Genomic DNA, 26,184 nt, shown 5'->3' with positions numbered 1-26,184 from the left:
ACCCTGACCTTTTCCGGCGGGGTCTTTATAAGAGAGGCAGAACTCATGGCGCAGATGCTCCGGGCAGTGCGAGAGAGAAACACAAGGCAACGGTTATCCCGGGACATCGATTTTTCGGCAGTCGACGGACGGGTGTTATAAAGACACCCCGAAAATTCTTGAGCCGCGCCGAGGCAGTGGCCAGGCCCTGATTCGGCCTGTTTCAAGGGTTTTTGCAGGTGTCAGAGGACGTCGCTCACAGGTAGGAAAAATCTGTAGGCAGCGACCATTTGTCGCAGATCTTATTCTTTGTTGATTGAACGTTCAATCAAAACAAAATAGACTGGCCATCAAGCCGAGGGGCGTTTATCGCCCAACGGCAGGCCTAAGGAGAGGTGCTACATGCCCAAGGTCGGTATGCAACCCATACGCCGCCAGCAGTTGATCGAAGCCACTTTGACGGCCATCGATCAGGTTGGAATGGGCGATGCCAGCATTGCGCTGATCGCCCGTTTGGCCGGCGTCTCGAACGGCATCATCAGTCACTACTTTCAGGACAAGAACGGCCTGATCGCCGCAACGATGCGGTACTTGATGAATGTGCTGATCGAGAACGTCCACGAACGCAGGCAAGCGTTGAAAGACGACAGCCCCCGTGCCCACCTTCGGGTGATCATCGAGGGCAACTTTGACGCCAGCCAGGTCAACGGACCGGCAATGAAAACCTGGCTGGCCTTCTGGGCCGCCAGCATGCACCACCCGTCATTGCACAGGTTGCAGCGGATCAACGATCAACGTCTGTATTCCAACCTGTGCTGCCAGTTCCGCCGAGTGCTGCCGCTGCCGCACGCACGCAAAGCAGCCAGAGGCCTGGCGGCCCTGATCGACGGTTTGTGGTTGCGCGGCGCCCTGTCGGGAGACGCTTTCGACACGGAGCAGGCGCAACGGATCGCTTACGAATACATGGATTTCCAATTGGCCAAGCAGGTGAGTTAGAGCACACATAACCGCTCAACCCCTGAACGTCTGCCGCCCAGTGTTGCCACAACCCCATGGCCCACTGGCGGCGGGTAACGCCAACCACTTATGCACTTGCGAGGACTTTATGGCCCGTTTCGAACTGCAAAAACTCTACATTGACGGCGGCTACAGCGACGCTGGCAGCGATGCCACCTTCGAAGCCATCAACCCGGCTAACGGTGAAGTTCTCGCCCAAGTGCAACGCGCCACCAAGGAAGACGTGGAACGTGCCGTGGTCAGCGCCGAAAAAGGCCAGAAAATCTGGGCTGCCATGACCGCCATGGAGCGTTCGCGCATTCTGCGTCGTGCCGTCGACATCCTGCGCGAGCGCAACGATGAACTGGCCGCCCTGGAAACCCTGGACACCGGTAAAGCCTTCTCCGAAACCCAATACGTCGACATCGTCACCGGCGCCGACGTGCTGGAATACTACGCAGGCCTGGTGCCAGCCATCGAAGGCGAGCAGATCCCGTTGCGCGACACTTCGTTCGTCTATACCCGCCGCGAGCCGCTGGGCGTGGTGGCCGGTATCGGCGCGTGGAACTACCCGATCCAGATCGCCCTGTGGAAATCCGCACCGGCCCTGGCGGCGGGTAACGCAATGATCTTCAAGCCAAGCGAAGTCACTTCGCTGACCACCCTGAAACTGGCCGAGATCTACACCGAAGCCGGCGTACCGGCTGGCGTGTTCAACGTATTGACCGGCAGCGGCCGTGAAGTCGGCACCTGGCTGACCGAGCACCCGCGCATCGAGAAAGTCTCGTTCACCGGCGGCACCGACACCGGCAAGAAAGTCATGGCCAGCGCTTCGAGCTCTTCGCTCAAGGAAGTGACCATGGAACTGGGCGGCAAGTCCCCGCTGATCGTGTTCGAAGACGCCGACCTGGATCGCGCCGCCGACATCGCCATGATGGCCAACTTCTACAGCTCCGGTCAGGTCTGCACCAACGGCACTCGCGTGTTCGTGCCGAACCACCTGCAAGCGGCGTTCGAAGCCAAGATCGTTGAGCGTGTTGCGCGCATTCGCGTCGGCAACCCACAAGACGAAAACACCAACTTCGGCCCGCTGGTCAGCTTCGCCCACATGGAAAGCGTGCTCGGCTACATCGCCAAAGGTAAGGAAGAAGGCGCCCGCGTACTGTGCGGCGGCGACCGTCTGACCGACGGCGAATTCGCCAAAGGCGCTTATGTGGCTCCGACTGTGTTCACTGACTGCACCGACGAGATGACCATCGTCCGTGAAGAAATCTTCGGCCCAGTGATGAGCATCCTCACTTACGAGACCGAAGAAGAAGTGATCCGCCGCGCCAACGACACCGATTTCGGCCTGGCCGCAGGTCTGGTAACCAAGGACCTGAACCGCGCCCACCGCGTGATTCATCAGCTGGAAGCGGGTATCTGCTGGATCAACGCCTGGGGCGAATCCGACGCCAAGATGCCGGTCGGTGGCTACAAGCAATCCGGTGTGGGCCGTGAGAACGGCATCAGCTCGCTGAACAACTTCACCCGCATCAAATCGGTACAGGTTGAGCTGGGCGACTACGCCTCGGTGTTCTAAATCCGAGCGTTGTATTGCCCGCGAGGCCGCCATCGCGGGCAAGCCCGGCTCCCACATTTTGTGCTGTATGAACCCAATCAAATGTGGGAGCCGGCTTGCCTGCGATGAGGCCCGACCTGACCATCTCAAAAGAGGGTGCATCCAATGTCCCAAGAATACGATTACATCATTGTGGGTGCCGGCTCCGCCGGTAACACCCTGGCGACCCGTCTGACCGAAGACGAAGGCGTCACCGTCCTGCTGCTGGAAGCCGGCGGCCCGGACTACCGTTTTGACTTCCGTACCCAAATGCCGGCCGCGCTGGCGTTCCCGCTGCAAGGCCGTCGCTACAACTGGGCCTACGAAACCGACCCAGAGCCACACATGGACGGCCGTCGGATGGAATGCGGTCGCGGCAAAGGCCTGGGCGGTTCTTCGCTGATCAACGGCATGTGCTACATCCGTGGCAACGCCCTGGACTACGACAACTGGGCAAAACTGCCCGGTCTGGAAAACTGGACCTACCTCGACTGCCTGCCCTATTTCCGTAAAGCCGAAACCCGCGACATCGGCCCCAACGACTACCACGGTGGCGACGGCCCGGTCAGCGTGACCACGCCGAAAGCCGGCAACAACCCGCTGTTCCACGCCATGGTTGAAGCCGGCGTACAGGCCGGTTACCCGCGTACCGACGACTTGAACGGCTACCAGCAAGAAGGCTTCGGCCCGATGGACCGTACCGTCACGCCTAAAGGCCGTCGCGCCAGCACCGCACGCGGTTACCTGGACACGGCCAAGAAGCGCTCGACCCTGACCATCGTCACCCACGCCCTTACCGACAAAGTGTTGTTTGAAGGCAAGCGTGCCGTGGGCGTGCGTTACCTGATCGGCGCGGCCGAAGAGCGCGTTGAAGCCCGTGCGCGTAAAGAAGTACTGGTGTGCAGCGGCGCCATCGCTTCGCCGCAACTGCTGCAACGCTCCGGTGTGGGCCCGGCCAAACTGCTGGAAAGCCTCGACATCCCGGTGGTCCACGACCTGCCCGGCGTCGGCGAAAACCTGCAGGACCACCTTGAGCTGTACCTGCAATACGCCTGCACCCAGCCAGTGTCGCTGTACCCGTCGCTGCTCTGGTACAACCAACCGGCTATCGGTGCCGAATGGCTGTTCAACGGCACCGGCATCGGCGCCAGCAACCAGTTCGAAGCGGGCGGTTTTATCCGCACCCGTGAAGACTTCGATTGGCCGAACATCCAGTACCACTTCCTGCCGGTCGCGATTAACTACAACGGCAGCAACGGTGTGAAAGAGCACGGTTTCCAGGCGCACATGGGCTCCATGCGTTCGCCAAGCCGTGGCCGCGTGCAATTGAAGTCGAAGAACCCTCGGGACTACCCGAGCATCCTCTTCAACTACATGGCCACCGAACAGGACTGGCAGGAATTCCGCGATGGCATTCGCCTGACCCGCGAAATCATGCAGCAGCCGGCACTCGACCAATACCGTGGCCGTGAAATCAGCCCGGGTATTGACGTGCAAACCGATGAGCAGCTGGACAAGTTCATCCGCGAGCACGCCGAAACTGCGTTCCACCCGTCCTGCTCGTGCAAAATGGGCACCGACGAGATGGCCGTAGTGGATGCCGAAGGCCGCGTGCATGGCATGCAGGGCTTGCGTGTTGTGGATGCGTCGATCATGCCGATCATCACCACTGGCAACCTCAACGCGCCGACGATCATGATCGCCGAGAAAATCGCCGACAAGATCCGTGGCCGCCAGCCGCTGCCGCGCAGCACGGCGGATTACTACGTGGCAGGCGATGCGCCGGTGCGTGGCAAGCCGATGCGTGAAGTCGGCCCTACCGCGCAGTAACCCGTTGATCGTTCCCACGCTCTGCGTGGGAATGCATCCTGTGACGCTCTGCGTCACGACCTTCAAAAGCGGACGCAGAGCGTCCAAGGCGGCATTCCCACGCAGAGCGTGGGAACGATCACCTATGCTAGCCTCTGGGACTGCGCTGCCCTCAAGGAGGTCCCGATGTTCGACGCCCACCCCATCCTCAAACAACACTTCAGTGCCCTGCGCGCCCGTGCCGAATTTTTCTCGCTGCGCTACGTGCGCGAATCCGGCCAGTACCTGTCGGTCCGCAAGAACGTCGCCGAACCGCCACACCTGAGCCATGACGAGGGCGCGATGCTCACCGTGCGTCTCAACGGCGTGGAAGCCTACGCGGCCACCAACGATATTTCCCTCGCCGGCCTGCAAGCCGCCCTTGAGCGCGCCGAACAGCAAGCCCGGCAGATTTCGCCCCACGCCCTGCTCGACCTGCACCAACAGCAGGTTTCCAGCGACGTGGCCGACTACCTGTCGCCCGACCTCGACCAGCCCTTCCCATCCCTGAGCGATTGCTACCAACTGCTCGGCGATGAGTCCGCCAGCGTGCCTAAGGATGAGCGTCTGGTGAGTTGGGAAGTCAGCCTGGGCACCACGCGGGTTGAACAGATCTACCTCAACAGCGCCGGTGCCGAGCTGCGCCAGGCCCAGCGTTTCGTCTTTCCGGGCCTGAGCGTCACCGCGTTCGACGGCAACGACAGCCAAACCCGCACTCTGGGCGGCACCAACTTCGGCCAGCAAGGCAGTGCGAACGTGATCCGCCGCTTCGGCCTGGCCGGCGCCGCCCGTACGGTCGCCGACCAAGCCCTGCAACTGCTGCTCGCGCCGAACACGCCCCACGGCCCACGCGACCTGCTGCTGATGCCCGACCAGATGATCCTGCAGATCCACGAGTCCATCGGCCATCCGCTGGAACTGGACCGCATTCTGGGCGATGAGCGTAACTACGCCGGCACCAGTTTTGTGAAAGCCAGCGACTTCGGCCACCTGCAATATGGCTCGCCCTTGCTCAACGTGACCTTCGACCCGAACATCCCCGAACAGCTCGCCAGCTATGGGCATGACGACGACGGCACGGCCGCCAGCAAACAATTTCTGATCCGCGATGGCCTGTTGCTCAAGCCCTTGGGTGGCGCGCTGTCGCAATTTCGCGCGAACCTGCCAGGCGTGGCCAACAGCCGCGCGTGCGGCTGGAATCGGCCGCCCATCGACCGCATGGCCAACCTCAATATCGAGGCAGGCGACAAGACCCAGGCCGAACTGGTCAGCGGCATCGAGCACGGCATTCTGATGAGTACCAACCGTTCCTGGTCCATTGATGACGCGCGCAATAAATTCCAGTTCGGCTGCGAGTGGGGCCAGTTGATCGAAAACGGCGAACTCAAGGGTGTGGTCAAAAACCCCAACTACCGTGCCATCTCCGCGCAGTTCTGGCGCAACCTCAGCGCCGTCGGCGACGCCAGCACCTTCCAGGTGTTAGGCACGCCCAACTGCGGCAAAGGCGAACCCAACCAGGTGATCCGCGTGGGCCACGCCTCACCGGCCTGTGTGTTCAGTGATATCGACGTGTTCGGGGGAGATGCCTGATGAACAACTTCAAGGCACTGGTGAACTGGCTCAAACAGGCCATCACCGACAAGGAACAGTTTCACCTGGGCTACGCTGACGAGTCGTCGGAGTTTGTGCGTTTCAACCACGCCAAGGTGCGCCAAGCCGGCCAGGTGCAACAGGCCAGCCTCAACCTCAAGCTGATCAACGATGGCCGCCACGCCGACCTCGGCATCACCCTGGCGGGCGAGCCGGAGCTGGATCGCCAGCGCCTCGCCGATGGCCTGCAACAACTGCGCGAAACCCTGCCATTGTTGCCGCAGGATCCGTACCTGCTGCTGAACCACAACGCCTGGCAAAACCACAACGAACAACTGCGACCGTTGCCGGATCTGGCCCAGGTGCTGGCAGATATCAGCCAGGCCGCCGACGGTGTGGACCTGGTGGGCTTCTATGCTGCCGGCCCGATCAGCCGTGGCTTTGCCAGCTCCGACGGCGCGTTTGGTTGGCACCAGGCCAATAGTTTCAACTTCGATTTCAGCCTGTTCCACGCCAATGGCGAAGCGGTAAAGGCCAGCTACGCCGGGCACACCTGGGACAGCGCCGCGTTCATTGAGCGTTTCCAGCGGGCGCGTGAGCAGCTGGCGTTCCTTGGCCGCCCGCTGCACAAGCTGCCTCCCGGCCAGTACCGCGCCTACCTTGCCCCGGCGGCGCTGGAAGAAATCTTCAGCATCGTCACCTGGGGCGGGTTTTCCGCCCAGGCCATCGCCAGCAAAGGCAGTTGCTTGCAAAAGCTCTACACGGGTGAGCAGTCGCTGAGCCCACTGGTGAGGGTCGATGAGCAGATCAGCGGTTCCCTGAGCCAGGCATTTTCCACCGAAGGCTACCCGCGCAGCGATGTCACGCTGATCAACGCCGGTAAAGCCCAGGGCCAACTGATCAACTCGCGCAGCGCTGCCGAATATGGCCTGAGCACCAACGGTGCCAGCAGCGACGAGTCGCCCAGCGCCTTGCAGATGGCCGCCGGCGACCTGGGCCAGGCCGATATCCTCAAGCAATTGGGCACTGGCTTGTACATCAGCAACCTGTGGTACTTGAACTACTCGGACTTGCCGGCGGCACGCCTGACCGGCATGACGCGCTTCGCCACGTTCTGGGTCGAAGACGGTGAAATCAAGGCGCCGGTGAGCACCATGCGGTTTGATGACAGTGTCTACAGCCTGCTCGGTTCGCAGCTTGAGGCGCTGACCTCGGAACGGGAACTGCTGCTGTCGGCGAGTACGTACAGCCAGCGCAATACCTCGTCCAATCTATTGCCTGGGGCGCTGGTCAAGCGCCTGACTCTTACGCTGTAAATACAATTCCCCCTGTGGGAGCGGGCTTGTGTGGGAGCTGGCTTGCCTGCGATGCAGTCGCCTCGGTGTGTCAGTCACACCGCAGTGATGCCATCGCAGGCAAGCCAGCTCCCACATAGGCTTGTATTGATTTCAGACACCTCGTTTCGTCCCTTCCTACCGCAAAATCCCATCTGACACTTCTCCCCGTGCGGCCTGTTGTCGCCCGCAAAAAACCTCGTTATAACGGTTAGTGGCAACCCGCCACCTATCCCACGAGAGCACGACCTTGCCCGGGAAGGGCAAGCTGGAGCGTTGACATGAATCATGGAAGTTTTGTCATAGAGAAGCTGTTCAAGCACTACAACGTTCATGTTGAGCAGCTAGGAAACGATTCGGGAAAAAAGACCGTGTTGATGGTCAACGGCGCGCTGTCTACCACCCGCTCTTTCGCGCGAACCAGCAAATGCCTGGCGGAGCATTTTAATGTGCTGCTGTTCGACCTGCCCTTCTCCGGCTATTCGCGCGAGCACAACACCGACCTCGACCTTGTGACCAAGGACGACGAAGTGCAAATCCTGCGCGCCCTGGTGGAGCGCTTCGAGGTCAACCATCTGGTGTCGGCCTCTTGGGGCAGCATCTCCACCTTGCTGACCCTGGCCCACAATCCGCCGTCCATCGAAAGCTCGGTGGTGATGGCCCTGGCACCCAATCTCAACCAGGCCATGCTCGACTACGTGGAGCGCGTGCGCGTGCTGATCGAGGCCGATGACAAATCCGCCGTCGGCCACTTGCTCAACGAGACCGTCGGCAAATACCTGTCGCCGCGCCTCAAGCGCAACAACCATCGGCACCTGTCGAACATGGCCACCACCGAATACCGCCAGGCGCGTTTCCATATCCATCAGGTGCTGGCCTTGGGCGATGGCAATTACCTGCCGACGCTGACCCGGATCGAAACCCCGGTGCACTTCCTCAACGGCGCCCTGGATGAATACACGCCGGCGGCCGAGGCCCAGTTGTTCAAGGACTATGTCGGCCGCAGCAGCTTTGCGGTCGCCGAACACACCGGCCATCTGCTCGACCTGGAGTCGCGCGAAGCGGCCATGGCGGTACACCGTGCGCTGTTGGATTTCCTGGTGGGAGAGCACGCAACACTGTCGGAATTAGACGAACCGCCAGTGGGAAAAGGGGCGACGGATGGCGCATAATCGCCAACACATAGCCTGCTAATAAAAAGGGTTCATATGCCGAATCGCGCCCCTCTCGATGCCAAGACCGCCCGCTGGCTACCCTGGGTGGTAGCGATTGCCTTCTTCATGCAGTCGCTGGACGGGACGATTCTCAACACCGCCCTGCCGGCCATGGCGCGGGACTTGGCGGAAAACCCGCTGCGCATGCAAGGGGTGGTGATCGCCTACATGCTCACCGTCGCCTTGCTGATCCCGGCTTCGGGCTGGGTGGCCGACCGCTTCGGTACCAAAAAAATCTTCTTCGGCGCGATCATGCTGTTCAGCATCGGCTCCTTGCTGTGCGCCTTGTCGAGCAGCTTGACCATGCTGGTCGGCGCGCGGGTCATCCAGGGCTTGGGCGGTGCGCTGATGCTGCCGGTCGGGCGGCTGGTGGTCTTGCGCGCCTATCCGCGTTCCGAACTCGTACGCATCATGGGTTTCATCACCATACCCGGCCTGCTCGGCCCCCTGCTCGGCCCGACCATGGGCGGCTGGATGGTGCAATACCTGACCTGGCACTGGATCTTCCTGATCAACCTGCCTGTGGGCATGGTCGGTTGCTACGCCGTGTGGAAACTCATCCCCGACTTGCGCGGCAGCGAACGCACGCGCTTTGACAGTGTGGGTTTTGTGCTGTTTGGCGCGGCGATGGTGCTGATCACCATCGCCATGGAAGGCCTGGGCGAACTGCACCTGCCGCACCTGCGGGTGATGTTGCTGCTGTTCGGCGGGCTCGCCTGCCTGGCCGCGTACTGGCTGCGTGCCGGGCATATCGACAACCCACTGTTCTCGCCGGTACTGTTCAAAACCCGCACCTTTGCCGTAGGTATCCTCGGCAACCTGTTCGCCCGGTTGGGCAGCGGCGCACTGCCGTTTCTGGTGCCGTTGCTGCTGCAGGTGGCACTGGGTTATTCGCCCTCCGAAGCCGGGATGAGCATGCTGCCCCTGGCGGCGGCGGCGATGTTTGCCAAATCCATCGCGCGGCCACTGATCGAGCGCCTGGGCTATCGCATTGTGCTCACCGGCAACACCCTGGCGCTGGGCATCATGCTGGCCAGCATGGGCCTGGTCAGCGAACACACGCCCTACCCGCTGCTGCTGTGCATGCTGGCGGTGCTGGGGGCGATCAACTCGCTGCAATTTACCGCGATGAACACCGTCACCCTGATCGACCTGGACGACGCCCAGGCCAGCAGCGGCAACAGTTTGCTCTCGGTGGTGGCGCAATTGTCCTTGAGCCTGGGCGTAGCCTGTGCCGGTGCCTTGCTCGGCGGCTTCACTGCCGAAGCGGGCAATGACGGCGTGGAAAGCGTGTTGGGCGCGTTCCAACTGACCTTCCTTACCGTCGGCATCATGGCCATGCTGGCGGCGGCGATCTTCCTGCAACTGTCGCCAAAAGACGGCAAACGGGTGGTCAGCCGCGAGCACGACCTTGAGCATTAACAGGCTTCTCGTCTAGAACTTGCAGGGAAAATCCCACAGGGCTGGTACACTGCGCGACATTTTGTTTTGCAGAGCCAGTCCCGTGACTACCATCGCCACCGCTTTTAATACTTTGCCCCTGTCCGCCGCCATGCTGGCTAACCTCGACTCGCTGGGTTACGTCGAGATGACGCAGATCCAGGCGCAAAGCTTGCCGGTGATCCTCAAGGGGCTGGACCTCATCGCCCAAGCCAAGACCGGCAGCGGCAAGACCGCCGCCTTCGGCATCGGCCTGTTGAACCCGATCAACCCGCGCTACTTCGGCTGCCAGGCGCTGGTGATGTGCCCGACCCGTGAGCTGGCCGACCAGGTCGCCAAGGAAATCCGTCGCCTGGCGCGTGCCGAAGACAACATCAAGGTACTGACCCTGTGCGGCGGCGTGTCCCTCGGCCCGCAAATCGCCTCGCTGGAACATGGCGCCCACGTCATCGTCGGCACGCCAGGCCGTATCCAGCAGCACCTGCGCAAAGGTTCGCTGGTGCTGGACGGCCTGAACACGCTGATCCTCGACGAAGCCGACCGCATGCTCGACATGGGCTTCTACGACGCCATCGAAGACATCATCAGCAAGACTCCGCCACGCCGCCAGACCCTGCTGTTCTCGGCCACCTACCCGGTGAGCATCAAGCAGCTGGCCTCCAAGTTCATGCGTGCGCCGCAGCAAGTGAAGGCTGAAGCCTTCCACTCCGATGACCAGATCGAGCAGCGTTTCTACGAGATCTCGCCGGAAGAGCGCATGGACGCGGTGACCAAGGTGCTGGCGCACTTCCGCCCGGCGTCTTGCGTGGCGTTCTGCTTTACCAAGCAGCAAGTGCAGGAAACCGTGGATCACCTGACCGCCAAAGGCATCTCCGCCGTCGGCCTGCATGGCGACCTGGAACAGCGCGACCGTGACCAGGTACTGGCGATGTTCGCCAACCGCAGCACTTCAGTGCTGGTGGCAACCGACGTCGCCGCCCGTGGCCTGGACATTGATTCGCTGGACATGGTGATCAACGTCGAACTGGCCCGCGACTCGGAAATCCACATCCACCGCGTGGGCCGTACCGGTCGCGCCGGTGAGACCGGCATCGCCATCAGCCTGGTGGCACCGTCCGAAGCGCACCGCGCCCAGGCCATCGAGCAACTGCAAAAGTCGCCGCTGAACTGGGACCAACTGGACAACCTCAAGCCGCAAAGCGGCGGCCCGTTGCTGCCGCAGATGAGCACGCTGTGCATCGCCGCCGGCCGTAAAGACAAGGTACGCCCCGGCGACATCCTTGGTGCACTGACCGGTGACGCAGGGATTCCGGGTGCTCAGGTCGGCAAGATCGCGATCTTTGATTTCCAGGCGTTCGTGGCTGTTGAGCGCGGGATCGCCAAGCAGGCGTTGCAGCGTTTGAATGACGGCAAGATCAAAGGCCGCTCGTTGCGCGTGCGCATCCTCTGACCTGATCGTTCCCACGCTCCGCGTGGGAACGCATCCCGTGACGCTCTGCGTCACAAAGCGGACGCAGAGCGTCCATGGCGGCATTCCCACGCAGAGCGTGGGAATGATCTGATGAACATGAGGAAACTGTTTTGCGCTCGACCGAAGTTGTGATCATTGGCGCCGGCGCCGCAGGCTTGATGTGCGCACTGACCGCCGCCGGGCGTGGGCGCAAGGTGATGCTGATCGACCACGCCAACAAGGCCGGCAAAAAGATCCTGATGTCCGGCGGCGGCCGCTGCAATTTCACCAACATGTACACCGAACCGGCCAACTTCCTCTCGCACAACGCGCACTTCTGCAAGTCGGCCCTGGCCCGCTACACCCAGTGGGATTTCATCGGGCTGGTGGCCAAGCACGGCGTGCCCTACCACGAGAAAAAACTCGGCCAGCTGTTTTGCGACAACAAGTCCAGCGACATCCTCGGCATGCTGCTCGATGAATGCATCCAGACCGGCGTGAGCCTGCACCTGGACACCTCCATCGAGGAAATCGCCAAAGTCGACGGCGGCTATCAGTTGCAAACCACCTTGGGCGAACTGCACTGCGAATCCCTGGTGATCGCCACGGGCGGCCTGTCGATTCCGACCCTGGGCGCCACCGGTTTTGGTTACCAGGTGGCCAAGCAGTTTGGCCACGAACTGCTGCCGACCCGCGCAGGTTTGGTGCCGTTTACCATCACCGACCAGCTCAAGGAGTTGTGCGGCGAGCTGTCCGGTACATCCGTGGATTGCCTGGTGAGCTGCAACGACCAGAGCTTTCGCGAGAACATCCTGTTTACCCACCGTGGCCTCAGTGGCCCGGCGATTCTGCAGATTTCGTCGTACTGGGAAACCGGCGACACGGTGGAAATCAACCTGCTGCCCGATCACGACGCGCACACCTGGCTACAACAGCAACAGGTCGAGCACCCCAACAGCGAGCTGAAAACCCTGCTGGGTGAGATCTTCACCAAGAAGATGGCCAACCTGTTGGCGCAGAGCTGGTTTGTGTCCAAGCCGATGAAGCAATACACCCACGCCGAAGTGGCCGACATTGCGCAAAAGCTGTCGAGCTGGCAGTTGGTGCCGGCGGGCACCGAAGGCTATCGCACGGCCGAGGTGACGCTGGGTGGCGTGGACACGCGGGAAGTGTCGTCCAAGACCATGGAATCGCTGAAAAGCCCAGGGCTGTACTTTATTGGTGAAGTGTTGGATGTGACCGGTCACCTGGGTGGGTTTAATTTCCAGTGGGCCTGGGCTTCCGGCTATGCGGCCGCGCAATACGCCTGACACAACGCGGTAAAAAATGTGGGAGCGGGCTTGCTCGCGAAGGCGGTGTATCAGTATCAGATGTGCTGACTGACACTGCGCATTCGCGAGCAAGCCCGTTCCCACATTGATTGCATTCCACATTTAGAATGCAGGCTCTGGAATAAATTTCGCTGTTACATGTGATCGCCACGCTTGCCGTGGCGTCATTACTGGCTCAATTTAGCGGCATCGTCCCGGAAGACTCCAGACTTCATGTCATCGACCTCGTTCAAGCAGTCCATGCGGCGCCTGTGGGCGCTGGATAAATTCAGTTACAGCGTTCGGGTATTCATCGCCCTCACCGGCAGCATGGCACTGTGCTGGTATCAGAACGAAATGACCCTGCTGATCCCGCTGTTCCTGGGGATTATCGCCAGCGCCCTGGCCGAGACCGATGACAGCTGGCAAGGCCGCCTGAATGCACTGGCGGTGACGCTGGTGTGTTTCAGCATCGCCGCGCTGTCGGTTGAGCTGCTGTTTCCCTATCCCTGGATCTTCGCCATCGCCCTGGCCCTGGCCAGCTTCTGCCTGACCATGCTCGGTGCGTTGGGCGAACGTTATGGCGCGATTGCCTCAGCGACGTTGATTCTGTCGGTGTACACCATGATCGGTGTGGACCAGCGCGGTGGCGCCGTCACCGACTTCTGGCATGAGCCGTTGCTGCTGGTGGCCGGTGCGGCGTGGTATGGCGTGCTGTCGGTGCTGTGGCAGGTGCTGTTTTCCAACCAGCCGGTGCAGCAAAGCCTGGCGCGGTTGTTTCGCGAGCTGGGGCGTTACCTCAAGCTCAAATCGTCGCTGTTCGAGCCGATCCGCCAACTGGATGTGCAAGCCCGCCGCCTGGAACTGGCCCAGCAAAACGGCCGGGTGGTGGCGGCGCTGAATGCCGCCAAAGAAATCATCCTGCACCGCGTGGGCAATGGCCGCCCCGGCTCGAAAGTCAGCCGTTACCTGAAGCTGTACTTTCTGGCCCAGGATATCCACGAACGCGCCAGCTCGTCCCACTACCCTTACAACGCCCTGGCCGAAGCCTTCTTCCACAGCGACGTGCTGTTCCGCTGCCAGCGCCTGTTGCGCCAGCAAGGCAAGGCCTGCCAGGCCCTGGCCGAATCAATCCAGCTGCGCCAGCCGTTCATTTATGACGACAGCTTCGCTGAAGCCCTGGGCGACCTGAACGCCTCCCTGGAGCACTTGCGCATCCAGAGCAACCCGGCCTGGCGCGGCCTGTTGCGCTCGTTGCGGGCGTTGGCCGCCAACCTGTCCACCCTTGACCGCCTGCTCGGCGATGCCAGCAACCCCGACTCCCTGGCCGACGCCACCGACAGCAGCCTGCTGGACCGTGCCCCGCGCAACCTCAAGGAAATGTGGACGCGCCTGCGCACGCAACTGACGCCGACGTCATTGCTGTTCCGTCACGCCCTGCGCCTGCCGCTGGCACTGAGTATCGGCTATTGGATGGTGCACCTCATCCACCCCTCCCAGGGTTACTGGATCATCCTCACCACCCTGTTCGTGTGCCAGCCCAACTACGGCGCCACGCGGCGCAAGCTGGGCCAGCGGATCATCGGCACCGCCATCGGCCTGACCGTGGCCTGGGCGCTGTTCGACCTGTTCCCAAGCCCACTGGTGCAGTCAATGTTCGCCATCGCCGCAGGCCTGGTGTTCTTTATCAACCGCACCACCCGCTACACCCTGGCCACGGCGGCGATCACCCTGATGGTGCTGTTCTGCTTCAACCAAGTGGGCGACGGTTACGGGCTGTTCCTGCCACGCCTGTTCGATACCTTGCTGGGCAGTTTGATTGCAGGCCTGGCGGTGTTCCTGTTCCTGCCGGACTGGCAAGGCCGGCGTCTGAACAAGGTGCTGGCCAACACCCTGACCTGCAACAGCATTTACCTGCGCCAGATCATGCAGCAATACGCCGCTGGCAAGAGCGACGACCTGGCCTACCGGCTGGCGCGGCGCAATGCGCACAACGCCGATGCGGCGCTGTCCACCACGCTGGCGAATATGCTCATGGAACCTGGGCATTTCCGTAAGGAGGCCGATGTGGGTTTCCGCTTTCTGGTGTTGTCGCACACCTTGCTCAGCTACCTTTCCGGGCTGGGTGCCCATCGGGAAACTCAATTACCGGCCGACGTGCGTGAACATCTGATCGACGGCGCCGGGAACAGCCTAGCGGCGAGTATCGACGAAATCGCTACGGGGCTGGCCAACAAGCAGCCGATCGCGATTCAGAGTGATGCCGAGGAAGCGTTGGCGGCGGACCTGGAGCAGATGCCCGATGAGATTGATGAGGGGCAGCGCTTGGTGCAGACGCAACTGGCGTTGATTTGCCGCCAGTTAGGGCCGTTGCGCACGCTGGCGGCGCATCTGATCAAAGACACCAGCGCGGCGTAGACCGCCATCGCAGGCAGGCCAGCTCCCACATTTGACTGTGTTCACAAATCAAAATGTGGGAGCTGGCTTGCCTGCGATGGGGCCCGCCAAAACACTACATCCCATGCTCCTTCATCAACCTTGCATAACTGCCATCTGCCTTCATCCTGGCAATCTCCCGATCAAAGCTGGCCACGATCTGCTCATGCTCGGGGTTCTTCAGGCTCACCAGAATATGCAGGCTGTTCTCGCTCAGCGGCTTGGGTAAAAACTCCACCGCATTGCGCACCCGTGGCGACTCCCGCGCCAGGTAATAGCGGGCTACAAACTCATCTTCCAGCGTCAGCCTGACGCGTCTGGCCGCCAGCATACGCACCGCCATGGCGAAGTTATGCACCGGCACTTTCTGCAACTGCGCATCCTGCTCGAACGCCGCCGAGTAGGCGTAGCCGCGCACCACGGCGATGGGATCGTCGTGCAGTTGCTCCAGGTTCTGATAGTCGATGGGGTCGTCGCGGCGCTTGATAAACCGCACGCGATTCATCAGGTATTCGCCGGAAAACTGGCCCAGCCTGGTGCGGGCATCGTCGTACCAGGCGTTGATCAACACGTCATAACGGCCATCGCCCACGCCCATCAACGCCCGCGCCCAGGGCACCTGCTCAAAATCACTGGCATACCCTGCGCGGGCCAGCGCCGTACTGACAATGTCAGTGGCCAGGCCGCCGTTAATCAAGGTGGAATCGGTAAACGGTGGCCATACATCCGCTACCAGGCGCAAGCGCTGCGCCACCGCGGGCTGGGCCAGCAGCAACACTCCAATCAAAGCAACGGCACGAGAAAATCGCGGCATGCTCAAGGTCCTTGGCGGGCAGGCAGGCAGTGGCCTGATAACAGTAGCTCATCAATGAGCCCGTATTGCAGATTACACAAAGAAGCCAGCAGCGATCGAACTGAATGATGGCAAATTGACGCCATTCACAAAAATGCTCGCTTTAGACAGGGCGGCCGGTGGCGCTTACTATCGGCAACAAACATTAATAAGGGAAAACGCCATGACGGTTGAATGGGTCTGCAAACATCACGAAGACCTCGGCAAAGAGCAGCTGTACGCCATTATGCGTCTGCGCAATGAAGTGTTCGTCGTCGAGCAAAAATGCGTGTATCAAGACCTCGACGGGCAGGATCTTTCGGGCGATACCCACCATTTGATGGCCTGGCAAGATGACGTGCTGGTGGCTTACCTGCGCCTGCTGGACCCGGAATCACAGGGCGGTGACGTGGTAATTGGCCGAGTGATCGTGGCACCGGTGGCACGCGGTACCGGGCTGGGGCACCAGATGATGGAAGAAGCGCTCAAGCGCATTGAAGACATCTGGCCGCAGACGCCGATTTATCTGTCAGCCCAGGCCCATCTGCAAGGGTATTACGGGCGGTATGGGTTTGCGGTGGCGGGTGAGGAATACCTGGAAGATGACATTCCCCATATTGGTATGCGGCGCCAGTAACGACGCCATCGCAGGCAAGCCAGCTCCCACCCTTTGAATTGCGAATACTTCAAGTGTGGGAGCTGGCTTGCCTGCGATGAGGGCAGACCTGCCAGTACCCTGTCAGGGATAGCCCAACACCTGCTTGACCGCGGCAAGGTTCGCCTCGATCCAGCGCCGATCAATCGCGCCCCAGCTGCGAATCCGATAACACCCGGCATGATTACGCGCACCGTGCTCCTGCTCGAATTCACACACAATATCCAGATCAGCCAACGCCGCAATCGTGTCCTGCGCCGTGCGCCGTGGCATGCCGGTGGCGTCGGTCAGTGCCGGCACGCTGCTGGCCTGGCCGCTGTCGATCAGGTAAGCCACATACAGGCGGCGGTAGAAACTGCTTTTGGTCTTGCTCACATCCATGCTCGAACGCCTTGTGAAGTTAGGGCTTGCCCTGCAAGTCGCGATACGTGAGGTACACCCGTAGGTCGAATTCCACCTGATGGTAGCCAGGCATCATGTACTCACAGAGTTTATAGAACGCCTTGTTGTGGTCCGATTCCTTGAAGTGCGCCAGCTCGTGTACCACGATCATGCGCAGAAACTCCGGCGCGGCTTCCTTGAACAGCGCGGCAATGCGGATCTCTTTCTTGGCTTTGAGGTTACCGCCCTGCACCCGTGAAATCGTGGTGTGCAGGCCCAGGGCGCGGTGGGTGAGGTCCAGGCGGTTGTCGAACAGCACTTTGTCGATGGCCGGCGCGTTGCGCAGGTGTTCCTGCTTCAACGCCAGGGCATAGCTGTATAGCGCCTTGTCGCTCTGCACGCCGTGGCGCTCGGGGTAGCGTTGCTCCAGGTAGGCGCCCAATTGGTCCTTGGCGATCAACTGGCGCACTTGCTCTTGAAGCGCTGCGGGGTAGGCCTGGAGGTATTTCAGCGCGGTCATGGGGCTCTGCAACAAGGTTCGAATGGCCGCCAGTGTAGCGAATTCACAGCAGACGAGGGTGGGACCACGTGGCCATTTCCTCGGCCACCAACGGCTGCGCCGCCCACGGCCCCTGGATAAACGCGCAGCCATTGGCCTTGAGCCACTGTGATTGTTCGAGGGTTTCCACACCCTCGGCGATCACCAACACATCAAAATGAGCGCATAACTGGATGATACTGCGCGCCATCGCCGCATCCCGCACCGAGCCCGGCAGGCGCGCCACCAGTTGCGGGTCGAGCTTGAGCGTGTCGAACGCCAGGTCCCGCAGGTGGGCCAGGGAGCATTGGCCCAGGCCGAAATCATCCAGGGCAATGCGCACGCCGATCTGGCGCAGTAACTTGAGCTGCTTATGGGTCTCGTCGAGGTTACTCATCAGGCTGTCTTCGCTGATTTCCACCTCCAGCTGGCGCCCCTGCAACCCATGTCGCTCAAGGACCTGCTGCAGCTGGCTGGCGAGGTTGGGCATATTGAACTGGCTGGCACTCAAGCTCACGCTCAGCACCAGCGCTTCATCGAACGTGGCTTGCCAGGCCTGGCGCTGGGCAGCGACTTGCTGGTAGATCCAGGCGCTCAACTGGCTGATCAGCCGCGCCTCTTCAAGCAGCGGCAAAAACAAGCCCGGCGGCACATCGCCGACGCTGGGATGCTGCCAGCGCAACAGCGCCTCGACACCGCGCAAGCGCCCGTCTTCCAGCGAGACCTGGGGTTGGTACACCAGGGTGAAATCCTTGTTTTGGATCGCGGTGCGCACGCTGTCTTCCAGCATCAGCCGCGAACGGGCACGGCCGTTCATTTCCTGATCGTAATAGCGATATTGCTGACGCCCCGCGCGCTTGGCTTCGTACATGGCGATATCCGCCGCACGCAACAGACCACTCAAGTCGGAGCCGCAGTCCGGGAACGTGGCGATGCCGATGCTGACGCCGAGCATCACCTCCAAACCGTCCACTTGCTGGCACACAGACACTCTTTCGATCAGTTTTTCCGCAATCTTGGCGGCCTGCTCCGCAAACTCCAACTCCAGCAACGCGGTGAACTCATCCCCGCCCATGCGCCCAAGAATGTCGTAGGAGCGCAGACACGCCTGCATCTGCTCCGAGACCCAGCGCAGCACACGGTCGCCGGCGTCGTGGCCCAACGAGTCATTGACCCGCTTGAAACCGTCCAGGTCCAGGTACAGCAACACCAGCGATTGTTCGTTACGCTCGCTGCGCGACAAGAGGTTCTCTACCGCCTGGTGAAAGCCACGCCGGTTCAACAGCCCCGTCAACGGGTCGGTCACGGCCTGGAACTCCAACTGCTGATGCAGATGGCGTACCTCGGACATGTCCAGCACGGTCACCACCATGGCCTTCTGCTCGGCGGGCAGCGGTGCACAGGACAACGCCACGGGCACCTGCTGACCACGCCCGGTGCGCAAGATTGCGTCATGCTGGCGCCACGTTTCGCCCCGCCGGTACGCCTCGTACATCGGGAAACTCAACCACGCGGGCACATGGGGCTTTTGCAGGAAGCTCAAAAAGCTCTCGCCCTGCAACTCGGCCATGGTGGCGTTCAGCAAGCGTGAAATGGCCGGGTTGGCGTACTCGATCACACTGCCCTCGCCCACCACCAGCAGGCCTTCGGCGGCGTTGTCGAGCACCGAGGCGTTAAAGGCACGCGCCAGCTCCAGGTCATGGCTCAGCCGCTGCAAGGCCCGGCGGTTGCGTTGGTGTTCCAGCAGGGCCTGAACCTTGGGCTTGAGGATATGGGGGTCGAAAGGTTTGAACAGATAGTCGATCGCGCCGCTGGCGTAGCCTTCCTGCACGGCATCGGACGATTGGGCGTGGGCCGTCAGAAAGATAATCGGCGTCATGCGCGTACGCTGGCTGCCGCGCATCAGGCGTGCGACTTCAAAGCCGTCCATGCCGGGCATGCGCACATCCAGCAACACCAGGTCGACCTCGTGGGCGAGCAGCAATTCCAGGGCTTCCAGCCCGGAGGCGGCCGTGATCACGTGCCAGTCTTCACGCTGCAAAAGCGCACGCATGCTGATGAGGTTCTCGGGGTAGTCATCAACTACCAGAAGAACCGAACTGCCATCGCCGGGGTGTGGAGCGCAATCCATGCTACGTCTCTTCCTTGAGGGGCTGCACCGGTCACTTCTGCTACAAAAACCGGACAAACACAGAGGGCTCACTCTAGCCCCGCTTTAAAAAAAGCAGAAGTGACGTGGGTGCCATCATTGCGCCAAAGCTCAGGAAGCCGACTAACGGTCAAGCCCTACAGCCCACGGCCTGTGGGAAACATGGCTTTTTGGCATTTAGCTGACGCCAATAATTTGCCAGCGCTCAATTAACAATTTGGTTACTACCGCTTATAAAGAACCTGCGCAGCCCTCGGGCTAAAGCCTTCATTCTCTGTAAAAGGCCAACACCATGATCGACCTTTCCACCTGGAACCTGAGCATTCCGGTCGGCTCCCCGCCCACGACCATCGACACCCCCAAGCTGCTGAGCGGCTTCAAAGACCAGTACTTCCAGGCCGAAGGCAGCAACGTGCAATTCTGGACACCCGTGACCGGCACTCGTACCGAAAACGCCATCTACCCACGCAGCGAGTTACGCGAAACCTACGCCGATGGGCGCCTGCGCAACTGGACTTACAACGAGGCCAACAACTTCCTGCGCGCCACCGTGACCGTCAACCAGGTGCCCTCCAGCGGCAAAGTGGTCATCGGCCAGATCCACGCGTATGACAGCCAGAAACCGCTGATCAAGCTGGAGTACCAGTTCAAGGAAAAAACCCAGACCGGCAACATCGTCGCCAAGGTGCGCATGCGCCCGGATGATGGCGAGGGCCGTGTGATTACCGTCGCCAGTAACGTGCCATTGGAGAAGAGCTTCACCTATGTGATCAACCTCAATAAGGCCGGCTTGCTCAGCGTATCTGCCGCAGACGGCCAATGGAACGAGCGCATAGGCGCCGCGTGGGGTGCGAAGCCGCTGTACTTCAAGGCAGGGGTTTATGTGCAGGACAACAGCGGCGACAGCAAAGAAGGCGCGCGAGTGACGTTTGCCAAATTGGATATTGATCACGAATAGTGCGTGAAAGAAGCCCCGTTAATGGCGGGGCTTCTTGGAAGGTTTATTCAACGAACATCAGCATAAAGCCCATCGAGGAGTCACCGGCGGGCTTGTTATCGCCGACTTTAAGCGTCAATACATTAACGTAGTTGACGGCCGGTATACTGCCCAACTTGGCATGACCATAGAAGATATGTTCGTTGGACATTTAACGATCAACCTTAAATGATCAGAGACTGATAAAAGCACACTTTTAATGGCGCACCAATAAAACAGAAAAACTATAAAGACACAGGGAATTCTACTGACTGGGCTCAGGAGACTTCCGATTGCAAAGCACTTTTGAGCCGATGATATTCGTAGGCAAACTCCGACAGATACAAAGACTATTCTCGAATTAACCCAACCACTTAAACACACCACCGAACCCTGTGGGAGCCGGGCTTGCCCGCGATGGCGGTGCATCAGCCACCATCAGCAGTGCCTGACACACCGCCATCGCGGGCAAGCCCGGCTCCCACATTGGATCTGCATCGATTCAAAGGTCCAAGGTGGTGCTACACGACCGTTGCGGGCAAACAGATCGCCGCTTATAGTTCGCCGGTCGCTGAGAACAGCGATAGGGTTTCGCAGCCCTAACGATACGTGTGTAACCGAGCATCATGAATGCAACGTGGAGCGTTTCTGCGCCCGACGTTTACTTTATGGTGGCTGTGTGTGGGAGACCTTCGGGTCTGCCGGGTTCCTCGTATCCTCGGTCTGCGAACCCGCACACAGCTACCACCCATTCGTTTCGCAGCGATCGGCGGTAGTCCTTCTAGATACGAGGAATATTTACCATGACCGACCCATTACCACCCCGCCGCTTCTACCCCTGCACCGAGTCCGCCACCGACTCACCCGTGCTCTTGATCGACAGCGCCGCCCCACTGCCCGACCTCCACGCCTGCCTGCGCGAACGCCTCAACGCCGCCCTCGAACACCTCAACCTGATGGCCTGCTCCAGCCTGCCGGACTTCGCCGAGCGCGACCTGAATAACGTGGCCAATACCGCACGTATTCTGGTGCAGGACGTGAGCGACGTGTTCCGCGTCATTGAGCACCGAGGTTTCGATACTGCTGCCTGATCAAATCCCGGCCACAAAAAAGCCCGCATCGCTGCAGGCTTCTTTTTAAACGCTTAAGGCTTAGTTCACCTTGGCGTTCAACTCACCTTTGAGGTAACGCTGGTACATGGCTTCCAACGAGATCGGTTTGATCTTCGAAGCATTACCGGCAGTGCCAAAGGCTTCGTAACGCGCGATACACACATCACGCATGGCCGTTACGGTGGCGCCGAAGAATTTACGTGGGTCAAATTCGCTCGGGTTGGTGGCCATCAGGCGACGCATTGCGCCGGTGGACGCCAAACGCAGGTCGGTGTCGATGTTGACCTTGCGCACGCCGTACTTGATGCCTTCGACGATTTCTTCAACCGGCACGCCGTAGGTTTCTTTGATGTCGCCGCCGTACTGGTTGATGATCGCCAGCCACTCTTGCGGTACCGAGGAAGAGCCGTGCATCACCAGGTGGGTGTTAGGGATGCGCTTGTGGATTTCCTTGATGCGGTCGATGGCCAGCACGTCGCCGGTAGGCGGCTTGGTGAACTTGTAGGCGCCGTGGCTGGTGCCGATGGCGATGGCCAGGGCGTCCACTTGGGTCTTTTTCACGAAGTCAGCGGCTTCTTCCGGGTCGGTCAGCATCTGGCTGTGATCCAGCACGCCTTCGGCGCCGATGCCGTCTTCTTCACCGGCCATACCGGTTTCCAGGGAACCCAGGCAGCCCAGCTCGCCTTCAACCGACACACCACAGGCGTGAGCCATGGCCACGGTTTGTTGGGTGACGCGTACGTTGTACTCGTAGTCGGTCGGGGTCTTGCCGTCTTCGCCCAGGGAGCCGTCCATCATTACCGAGCTGAAGCCCAGTTGGATGGAGCGCTGGCACACGTCAGGGCTGGTGCCGTGGTCCTGGTGCATGCACACCGGGATGTGCGGGAATTCTTCGATCGCGGCGAGGATCAGGTGACGCAGGAACGGGGCGCCGGCGTATTTGCGCGCACCGGCCGAAGCCTGGACGATCACGGGGGAGTCGGTCTTGTCAGCGGCTTCCATGATGGCGCGCATCTGCTCAAGGTTGTTGACGTTAAAGGCTGGGACGCCGTAGCCGAACTCGGCTGCGTGGTCCAGCATTTGACGCATGCTGATAAGTGCCATTGTGTTGTCTCTCCCGGTCGAGGGTCGTTAATCGTGCAAGCCTGCCGTAGCGGCGGCTGCTATTCAAGTTATTGCAGATCAAGGGGTTAAGCTTGAGCTGCTGAATCGTTATTGCAGTGTCCGGTTTACACATAAGTGCCTTTGGAACCGGATCAATGTGGGAGCTGGCTTGCCTGCGATGGGGGCAGATCAGACAACATTTGTTTTGCTGACCCACCGCAATCGCAGGCAAGCCAGCTCCCACATTTTGATCTCATCTATTTTGAGATCGTGTTCTTACTGGGCCTTACAGCCGCGCCCAATCAAATCATCGGTGGCGACCCAGTAAACCAGGCCTTCCTCACCTTTTGTGTGAAACGCCAGTTGGCCGTCGCTGTACAGCACGCCCGAGGCGGCGACCTCTTGCTTGAGGCGATAAACCTGGTCCGCACCGCCGAGGCGTACATCCACTTCAGAACGGGCCGGGTTGGCAAAGCGCCAGTTGACCTCGGCCTTGCTGTCGCAGGTCCAGGTGGTCCATTTGTCTGCCGGCTCAGCCGCCTTGTTGAACATGTTCATGCTGCTGCAACCGGCCAACAAGGCCAGGGCTGCCAGGGCGAAAACGCCTTTCATTGCCACTCCTCGAACGACGGCCCCAAGGGCCGCCACTGCTGTCGGTTAGTTGATCAGACCCGTCATGGGCAACCCTGTTCCTGACCGTTGGGCGCGGCGTCGTATTGTTCCAGCCGTTCATTGCCGATGCGCTTGTTGATCACCGGCATGGTTTCGGCTTGCCAGTCGGCCTGGTAGCAGCTTTTTTTCGGCGCCGCCCCAGGCGCTTGCGTCTCGGGCGCAGCGCTTGGCGTGCTGCCGCAGCCGGCCAACAGGCCCGCTGCGATCACCAGTGCCAACGACTTGATCATGGGAATGCTCCTTTTCCGGATCACGAGCCTTAACCTTTGGCTCGGGTTTCCAGCACTTCAACGGCCGGCAACACTTTGCCTTCGACGAATTCGAGGAATGCGCCGCCACCGGTAGAAATGTAGGAGATCTGGTCAGCAACGCCATATTTATCGATGGCGGCCAGGGTGTCACCGCCACCGGCGATGGAGAATGCCGAGCTGTCGGCAATCGCCTTGGCCAGCACTTTGGTGCCGTTGCCGAACTGGTCGAACTCAAACACGCCGACCGGGCCGTTCCACAGAATGGTCTGGGAGGCTTTCAGCAGTTGCGCGAAGTTAGCCGCCGTTTGTGGGCCGATATCCAGGATCATGTCGTCAGCCGCCACGTCAGCAATCAGCTTGACGGTGGCTTCGGCGCTTTCGGCGAATTCCTTGGCAACCACCACGTCCACCGGCAGCGGTACGCTGACTTTGGCGGCGATGGCGCGGGCAGTGTCGAGCAGGTCTGGCTCGTACAGCGATTTGCCCACCGGGTGCCCGGCTGCGGCCAGGAAGGTATTGGCGATGCCGCCGCCGACAATCAGCTGATTGCAGATGGTGCTGAGGCTGTTGAGCACGTCCAGCTTGGTCGACACTTTGGAGCCGGCCACGATAGCAGCCATCGGTTGTGCCGGAGCACCCAGCGCCTTGCCCAATGCATCCAGCTCAGCAGCCAGCAATGGGCCGGCCGCGGCAACTTTAGCGAACTTGGCCACGCCGTGGGTCGAGCCTTCGGCGCGGTGCGCGGTGCCGAAAGCATCCATCACAAACACGTCGCACAGGGCCGCGTATTGCTGGGCCAGTTCGTCGCTGTTCTTTTTCTCGCCTTTGTTAAAGCGCACGTTTTCGAACAGCACGATATCGCCAGGCGCAACAGAGACGCCGCCCAGGTAGTCGGCTACCAGCGGCACGTCGCGGCCCAGGGCTTTGCTCAGGTACTCGGCTACAGGCTTGAGGCTGTTTTCGGCGCTGAACTCACCTTCGGTCGGGCGACCCAGGTGGGAGCAGACCATCACGGCCGCGCCTTTTTCCAGGGCCAGCTTGATGGTCGGCAGCGAGGCCAGGATTCGCGCATCGCTGGTGACAACACCGTCCTTGACTGGGACGTTGAGGTCTTCGCGAATCAGTACGCGCTTACCTTGCAGATCGAGGTCGGTCATCTTCAACACGGTCATGGGTCGCAGTTCCTGAATTACTGTTGAGGTTGTTTAGTGGCGATGTGCAGATAGTGCCCTGCAACATCCAGCATGCGGTTGGCAAAGCCCCATTCGTTGTCGAACCACGCCAGGATGTTCACCAGCCTGGGGCCGGAAACGCGGGTCTGGCTGGCATCGACAATCGCCGAATGCGGGTCATGGTTGAAATCACAACTGGCGTGCGGCAACTCGGTGTAGGCCAGCAGGCCCTTGAGCGGGCCGCTGGTGGCGGCGTCGCGCAGGATCCGGTTGACCTCCGTCGCGTCAGTGTCGCTGACGGTTTGCATGGTGATGTCCAGACAGGACACGTTCACCGTCGGCACCCGTACGGCTTTGGCCTGGATTCGCCCGGCAAGTTCCGGCAACAGTCGCTCGATGCCACGGGCCAGGCCGGTAGACACCGGAATCACTGACTGGAACGCCGAGCGCGTGCGGCGCAGGTCTTCATGATGATAGGCGTCGATCACCGGTTGGTCGTTCATCGCCGAGTGAATGGTGGTGATAGACACGTAATCCAGGCCAATCGCCTGATCCAGCAGGCGCAACAGCGGCACGCTGCAGTTGGTGGTACAGGAGGCGTTGGACACCAGCAGCTCATCGCCGGTCAGGCAATCCTGGTTGATGCCGTAGACGACGGTGGCGTCGACATCCGCCTCGCTGGCCATCGGCTGGGAAAACAGCACACGCGGCGCGCCGGCGTCGAGAAAACGCTGGCCGTCGGCACGGGTGTGATAGACACCGGAACATTCCAGCACCAGGTCAACGCCCAGTGCTTTCCAGTCGATGCCTTCGGGGGTGGCACTGCGCAAGACCTTCACGCACGCGCCGTTAATATGCAGACAATCGCCCTCAACCCTCACTTCGCCGGGGAAGCGGCCGTGGGTGGAGTCAAAGCGTGTCAGGTATTCGATGCTGGCCATGTCGGCCAAATCGTTGATCGCCACAATTTCAAACCCGGCCGCCGCCCCTCGCTCGAACAGAGCACGCAAGACGCAACGACCAATGCGGCCGTAGCCGTTGAGTGCAACTTTGTAGGGACGCGGTTGAGGCATGGGGTTCTCGATCAAGGTTAGTTCGGTGCTGACTGTTCTGACGCCATCGCGGGCAAGCCCGCTCCCACATTA

Annotated in this window: 23 protein-coding genes; 13 read left to right on the top strand and 10 right to left on the bottom strand. The window is 60.7% G+C overall.

From position 1 onward, the window contains the following. Window positions 1-381 precede the first annotated feature (381 nt). From betI to yccS, 10 genes are all read left to right on the top strand, one after another. Window positions 382-975 (top strand): transcriptional regulator BetI, encoded by a 594-nt coding sequence (betI, locus tag AOA59_RS17715; protein ID WP_065929460.1) that lies wholly within the window; start codon window positions 382-384, stop codon window positions 973-975. Window positions 976-1,084: 109 nt separating this feature from the next. Beyond that, on the top strand, window positions 1,085-2,557 hold the full coding sequence (gene betB, locus AOA59_RS17710) for a betaine-aldehyde dehydrogenase (RefSeq protein WP_099488505.1): 1,473 nt from the start codon (window positions 1,085-1,087) through the stop codon (window positions 2,555-2,557). A gap of 144 nt (window positions 2,558-2,701) precedes the next feature. Continuing rightward, a complete protein-coding gene (gene betA / locus AOA59_RS17705) occupies window positions 2,702-4,405 on the top strand; it encodes a choline dehydrogenase (RefSeq protein ID WP_065929461.1) in 1,704 nt (567 codons plus the stop codon). Between the two features lie 165 nt (window positions 4,406-4,570). Continuing rightward, complete coding sequence (locus AOA59_RS17700; RefSeq protein ID WP_099488504.1) at window positions 4,571-6,013, top strand: TldD/PmbA family protein; 1,443 nt, start codon at window positions 4,571-4,573, stop codon at window positions 6,011-6,013. Continuing rightward, window positions 6,013-7,329, top strand: coding sequence for a TldD/PmbA family protein (locus tag AOA59_RS17695; protein WP_099488502.1), 1,317 nt, complete (start codon window positions 6,013-6,015; stop codon window positions 7,327-7,329). The genes AOA59_RS17700 and AOA59_RS17695 overlap by 1 nt, the downstream gene beginning before the upstream one ends. Window positions 7,330-7,628: 299 nt before the next feature. After that, entirely contained in the window at window positions 7,629-8,519 is an 891-nt protein-coding gene (locus AOA59_RS17690) for an alpha/beta fold hydrolase (RefSeq protein ID WP_099488501.1), read from the top strand. A 36-nt stretch (window positions 8,520-8,555) separates the two neighbouring features. Next, complete coding sequence (mdtD, locus tag AOA59_RS17685) at window positions 8,556-9,983, top strand: multidrug transporter subunit MdtD (RefSeq protein ID WP_065929465.1); 1,428 nt, start codon at window positions 8,556-8,558, stop codon at window positions 9,981-9,983. A gap of 130 nt (window positions 9,984-10,113) precedes the next feature. Continuing rightward, a complete protein-coding gene (dbpA, locus tag AOA59_RS17680; protein WP_232626477.1) occupies window positions 10,114-11,451 on the top strand; it encodes an ATP-dependent RNA helicase DbpA in 1,338 nt (445 codons plus the stop codon). A 131-nt stretch (window positions 11,452-11,582) separates the two neighbouring features. Continuing rightward, window positions 11,583-12,761 carry an NAD(P)/FAD-dependent oxidoreductase gene (locus AOA59_RS17670; protein WP_099488499.1) on the top strand — a complete coding sequence of 393 codons (1,179 nt, stop codon included), beginning with the start codon at window positions 11,583-11,585 and terminating at the stop codon, window positions 12,759-12,761. A gap of 234 nt (window positions 12,762-12,995) precedes the next feature. After that, a complete protein-coding gene (gene yccS / locus AOA59_RS17665) occupies window positions 12,996-15,179 on the top strand; it encodes a YccS family putative transporter (protein ID WP_099488497.1) in 2,184 nt (727 codons plus the stop codon). A 94-nt stretch (window positions 15,180-15,273) separates the two neighbouring features. Here the strand turns inward: yccS and AOA59_RS17660 are convergent, their stop codons facing one another. Beyond that, the gene (locus AOA59_RS17660) at window positions 15,274-16,011 is read right to left on the bottom strand and encodes an ABC transporter substrate-binding protein (RefSeq protein ID WP_065929468.1); all 738 of its coding nucleotides are present in this window, start codon (window positions 16,009-16,011) and stop codon (window positions 15,274-15,276) included. Between the two features lie 202 nt (window positions 16,012-16,213). On the opposite strand from AOA59_RS17660, the gene AOA59_RS17655 reads away from it, so the two are divergent. Then, on the top strand, window positions 16,214-16,666 hold the full coding sequence (locus AOA59_RS17655; protein ID WP_099488495.1) for a GNAT family N-acetyltransferase: 453 nt from the start codon (window positions 16,214-16,216) through the stop codon (window positions 16,664-16,666). A gap of 102 nt (window positions 16,667-16,768) precedes the next feature. On the opposite strand, the gene AOA59_RS17650 is transcribed toward AOA59_RS17655, so the two are convergent. Genes AOA59_RS17650 through AOA59_RS17640 form a run of 3 tightly spaced genes read right to left on the bottom strand, consistent with a single transcriptional unit; the run spans window position 16,769 to window position 19,734 of the window. Beyond that, window positions 16,769-17,065 carry a helix-turn-helix domain-containing protein gene (locus AOA59_RS17650; RefSeq protein WP_099488493.1) on the bottom strand — a complete coding sequence of 99 codons (297 nt, stop codon included), beginning with the start codon at window positions 17,063-17,065 and terminating at the stop codon, window positions 16,769-16,771. Between the two features lie 19 nt (window positions 17,066-17,084). Further along, window positions 17,085-17,585, bottom strand: a complete 501-nt coding sequence (locus AOA59_RS17645) for a M48 family metallopeptidase (RefSeq protein WP_017139389.1) — start codon at window positions 17,583-17,585, stop codon at window positions 17,085-17,087. A 43-nt stretch (window positions 17,586-17,628) separates the two neighbouring features. After that, a complete protein-coding gene (locus tag AOA59_RS17640) occupies window positions 17,629-19,734 on the bottom strand; it encodes a bifunctional diguanylate cyclase/phosphodiesterase (RefSeq protein ID WP_099488491.1) in 2,106 nt (701 codons plus the stop codon). Window positions 19,735-20,044: 310 nt separating this feature from the next. On the opposite strand from AOA59_RS17640, the gene AOA59_RS17635 reads away from it, so the two are divergent. Then, the gene (locus tag AOA59_RS17635; RefSeq protein ID WP_099488490.1) at window positions 20,045-20,710 is read left to right on the top strand and encodes a polysaccharide lyase family 7 protein; all 666 of its coding nucleotides are present in this window, start codon (window positions 20,045-20,047) and stop codon (window positions 20,708-20,710) included. A 43-nt stretch (window positions 20,711-20,753) separates the two neighbouring features. Here the strand turns inward: AOA59_RS17635 and AOA59_RS32420 are convergent, their stop codons facing one another. Next, window positions 20,754-20,900, bottom strand: a complete 147-nt coding sequence (locus AOA59_RS32420; protein WP_158235254.1) for a hypothetical protein — start codon at window positions 20,898-20,900, stop codon at window positions 20,754-20,756. 631 nt (window positions 20,901-21,531) lie between these two features. On the opposite strand from AOA59_RS32420, the gene AOA59_RS17625 reads away from it, so the two are divergent. Further along, complete coding sequence (locus AOA59_RS17625; RefSeq protein ID WP_017139393.1) at window positions 21,532-21,819, top strand: hypothetical protein; 288 nt, start codon at window positions 21,532-21,534, stop codon at window positions 21,817-21,819. A 60-nt stretch (window positions 21,820-21,879) separates the two neighbouring features. Here the strand turns inward: AOA59_RS17625 and fba are convergent, their stop codons facing one another. The 5 genes from fba to epd form a co-directional block, all read right to left on the bottom strand. After that, on the bottom strand, window positions 21,880-22,944 hold the full coding sequence (fba, locus tag AOA59_RS17620) for a class II fructose-bisphosphate aldolase (RefSeq protein ID WP_003177554.1): 1,065 nt from the start codon (window positions 22,942-22,944) through the stop codon (window positions 21,880-21,882). A gap of 276 nt (window positions 22,945-23,220) precedes the next feature. Then, window positions 23,221-23,556: an MliC family protein gene (locus tag AOA59_RS17615; RefSeq protein ID WP_056857744.1), complete on the bottom strand. Its 336-nt coding sequence runs from the start codon at window positions 23,554-23,556 to the stop codon at window positions 23,221-23,223. Window positions 23,557-23,618: 62 nt separating this feature from the next. Continuing rightward, window positions 23,619-23,846 (bottom strand): hypothetical protein, encoded by a 228-nt coding sequence (locus tag AOA59_RS17610; RefSeq protein ID WP_099488488.1) that lies wholly within the window; start codon window positions 23,844-23,846, stop codon window positions 23,619-23,621. Window positions 23,847-23,875: 29 nt separating this feature from the next. Then, a complete protein-coding gene (locus tag AOA59_RS17605; RefSeq protein WP_099488486.1) occupies window positions 23,876-25,039 on the bottom strand; it encodes a phosphoglycerate kinase in 1,164 nt (387 codons plus the stop codon). A gap of 17 nt (window positions 25,040-25,056) precedes the next feature. After that, window positions 25,057-26,112 carry an erythrose-4-phosphate dehydrogenase gene (gene epd / locus AOA59_RS17600; RefSeq protein WP_099488485.1) on the bottom strand — a complete coding sequence of 352 codons (1,056 nt, stop codon included), beginning with the start codon at window positions 26,110-26,112 and terminating at the stop codon, window positions 25,057-25,059. Window positions 26,113-26,184: the final 72 nt, after the last annotated feature.

The organism is Pseudomonas sp. 2822-15, assembly GCF_002742515.1.
GTDB classification, from domain to species: Bacteria; Pseudomonadota; Gammaproteobacteria; order Pseudomonadales; family Pseudomonadaceae; genus Aquipseudomonas; species Aquipseudomonas salomonii.
The sequence above is the reverse complement of the archived record's forward strand: the minus strand, read 5'-3'. Positions and strand labels throughout refer to the sequence as shown.

Coding starts and splice junctions, on each gene's coding strand:
- betI (WP_065929460.1), top strand. CDS start 382: ATGCCCAAGGTCGGTATGCAACCCATACGCCGCCAGCAGTTGATCGAA.
- betB (WP_099488505.1), top strand. CDS start 1,085: ATGGCCCGTTTCGAACTGCAAAAACTCTACATTGACGGCGGCTACAGC.
- betA (WP_065929461.1), top strand. CDS start 2,702: ATGTCCCAAGAATACGATTACATCATTGTGGGTGCCGGCTCCGCCGGT.
- AOA59_RS17700 (WP_099488504.1), top strand. CDS start 4,571: ATGTTCGACGCCCACCCCATCCTCAAACAACACTTCAGTGCCCTGCGC.
- AOA59_RS17695 (WP_099488502.1), top strand. CDS start 6,013: ATGAACAACTTCAAGGCACTGGTGAACTGGCTCAAACAGGCCATCACC.
- AOA59_RS17690 (WP_099488501.1), top strand. CDS start 7,629: ATGAATCATGGAAGTTTTGTCATAGAGAAGCTGTTCAAGCACTACAAC.
- mdtD (WP_065929465.1), top strand. CDS start 8,556: ATGCCGAATCGCGCCCCTCTCGATGCCAAGACCGCCCGCTGGCTACCC.
- dbpA (WP_232626477.1), top strand. CDS start 10,114: ATGCTGGCTAACCTCGACTCGCTGGGTTACGTCGAGATGACGCAGATC.
- yccS (WP_099488497.1), top strand. CDS start 12,996: ATGTCATCGACCTCGTTCAAGCAGTCCATGCGGCGCCTGTGGGCGCTG.
- AOA59_RS17660 (WP_065929468.1), bottom strand. CDS start 16,011: ATGCCGCGATTTTCTCGTGCCGTTGCTTTGATTGGAGTGTTGCTGCTG.
- AOA59_RS17655 (WP_099488495.1), top strand. CDS start 16,214: ATGACGGTTGAATGGGTCTGCAAACATCACGAAGACCTCGGCAAAGAG.
- AOA59_RS17650 (WP_099488493.1), bottom strand. CDS start 17,065: ATGGATGTGAGCAAGACCAAAAGCAGTTTCTACCGCCGCCTGTATGTG.
- AOA59_RS17645 (WP_017139389.1), bottom strand. CDS start 17,585: ATGACCGCGCTGAAATACCTCCAGGCCTACCCCGCAGCGCTTCAAGAG.
- AOA59_RS17640 (WP_099488491.1), bottom strand. CDS start 19,734: ATGGATTGCGCTCCACACCCCGGCGATGGCAGTTCGGTTCTTCTGGTA.
- AOA59_RS17635 (WP_099488490.1), top strand. CDS start 20,045: ATGATCGACCTTTCCACCTGGAACCTGAGCATTCCGGTCGGCTCCCCG.
- AOA59_RS32420 (WP_158235254.1), bottom strand. CDS start 20,900: ATGTCCAACGAACATATCTTCTATGGTCATGCCAAGTTGGGCAGTATA.
- AOA59_RS17625 (WP_017139393.1), top strand. CDS start 21,532: ATGACCGACCCATTACCACCCCGCCGCTTCTACCCCTGCACCGAGTCC.
- fba (WP_003177554.1), bottom strand. CDS start 22,944: ATGGCACTTATCAGCATGCGTCAAATGCTGGACCACGCAGCCGAGTTC.
- AOA59_RS17615 (WP_056857744.1), bottom strand. CDS start 23,556: ATGAAAGGCGTTTTCGCCCTGGCAGCCCTGGCCTTGTTGGCCGGTTGC.
- AOA59_RS17610 (WP_099488488.1), bottom strand. CDS start 23,846: ATGATCAAGTCGTTGGCACTGGTGATCGCAGCGGGCCTGTTGGCCGGC.
- AOA59_RS17605 (WP_099488486.1), bottom strand. CDS start 25,039: ATGACCGTGTTGAAGATGACCGACCTCGATCTGCAAGGTAAGCGCGTA.
- epd (WP_099488485.1), bottom strand. CDS start 26,112: ATGCCTCAACCGCGTCCCTACAAAGTTGCACTCAACGGCTACGGCCGC.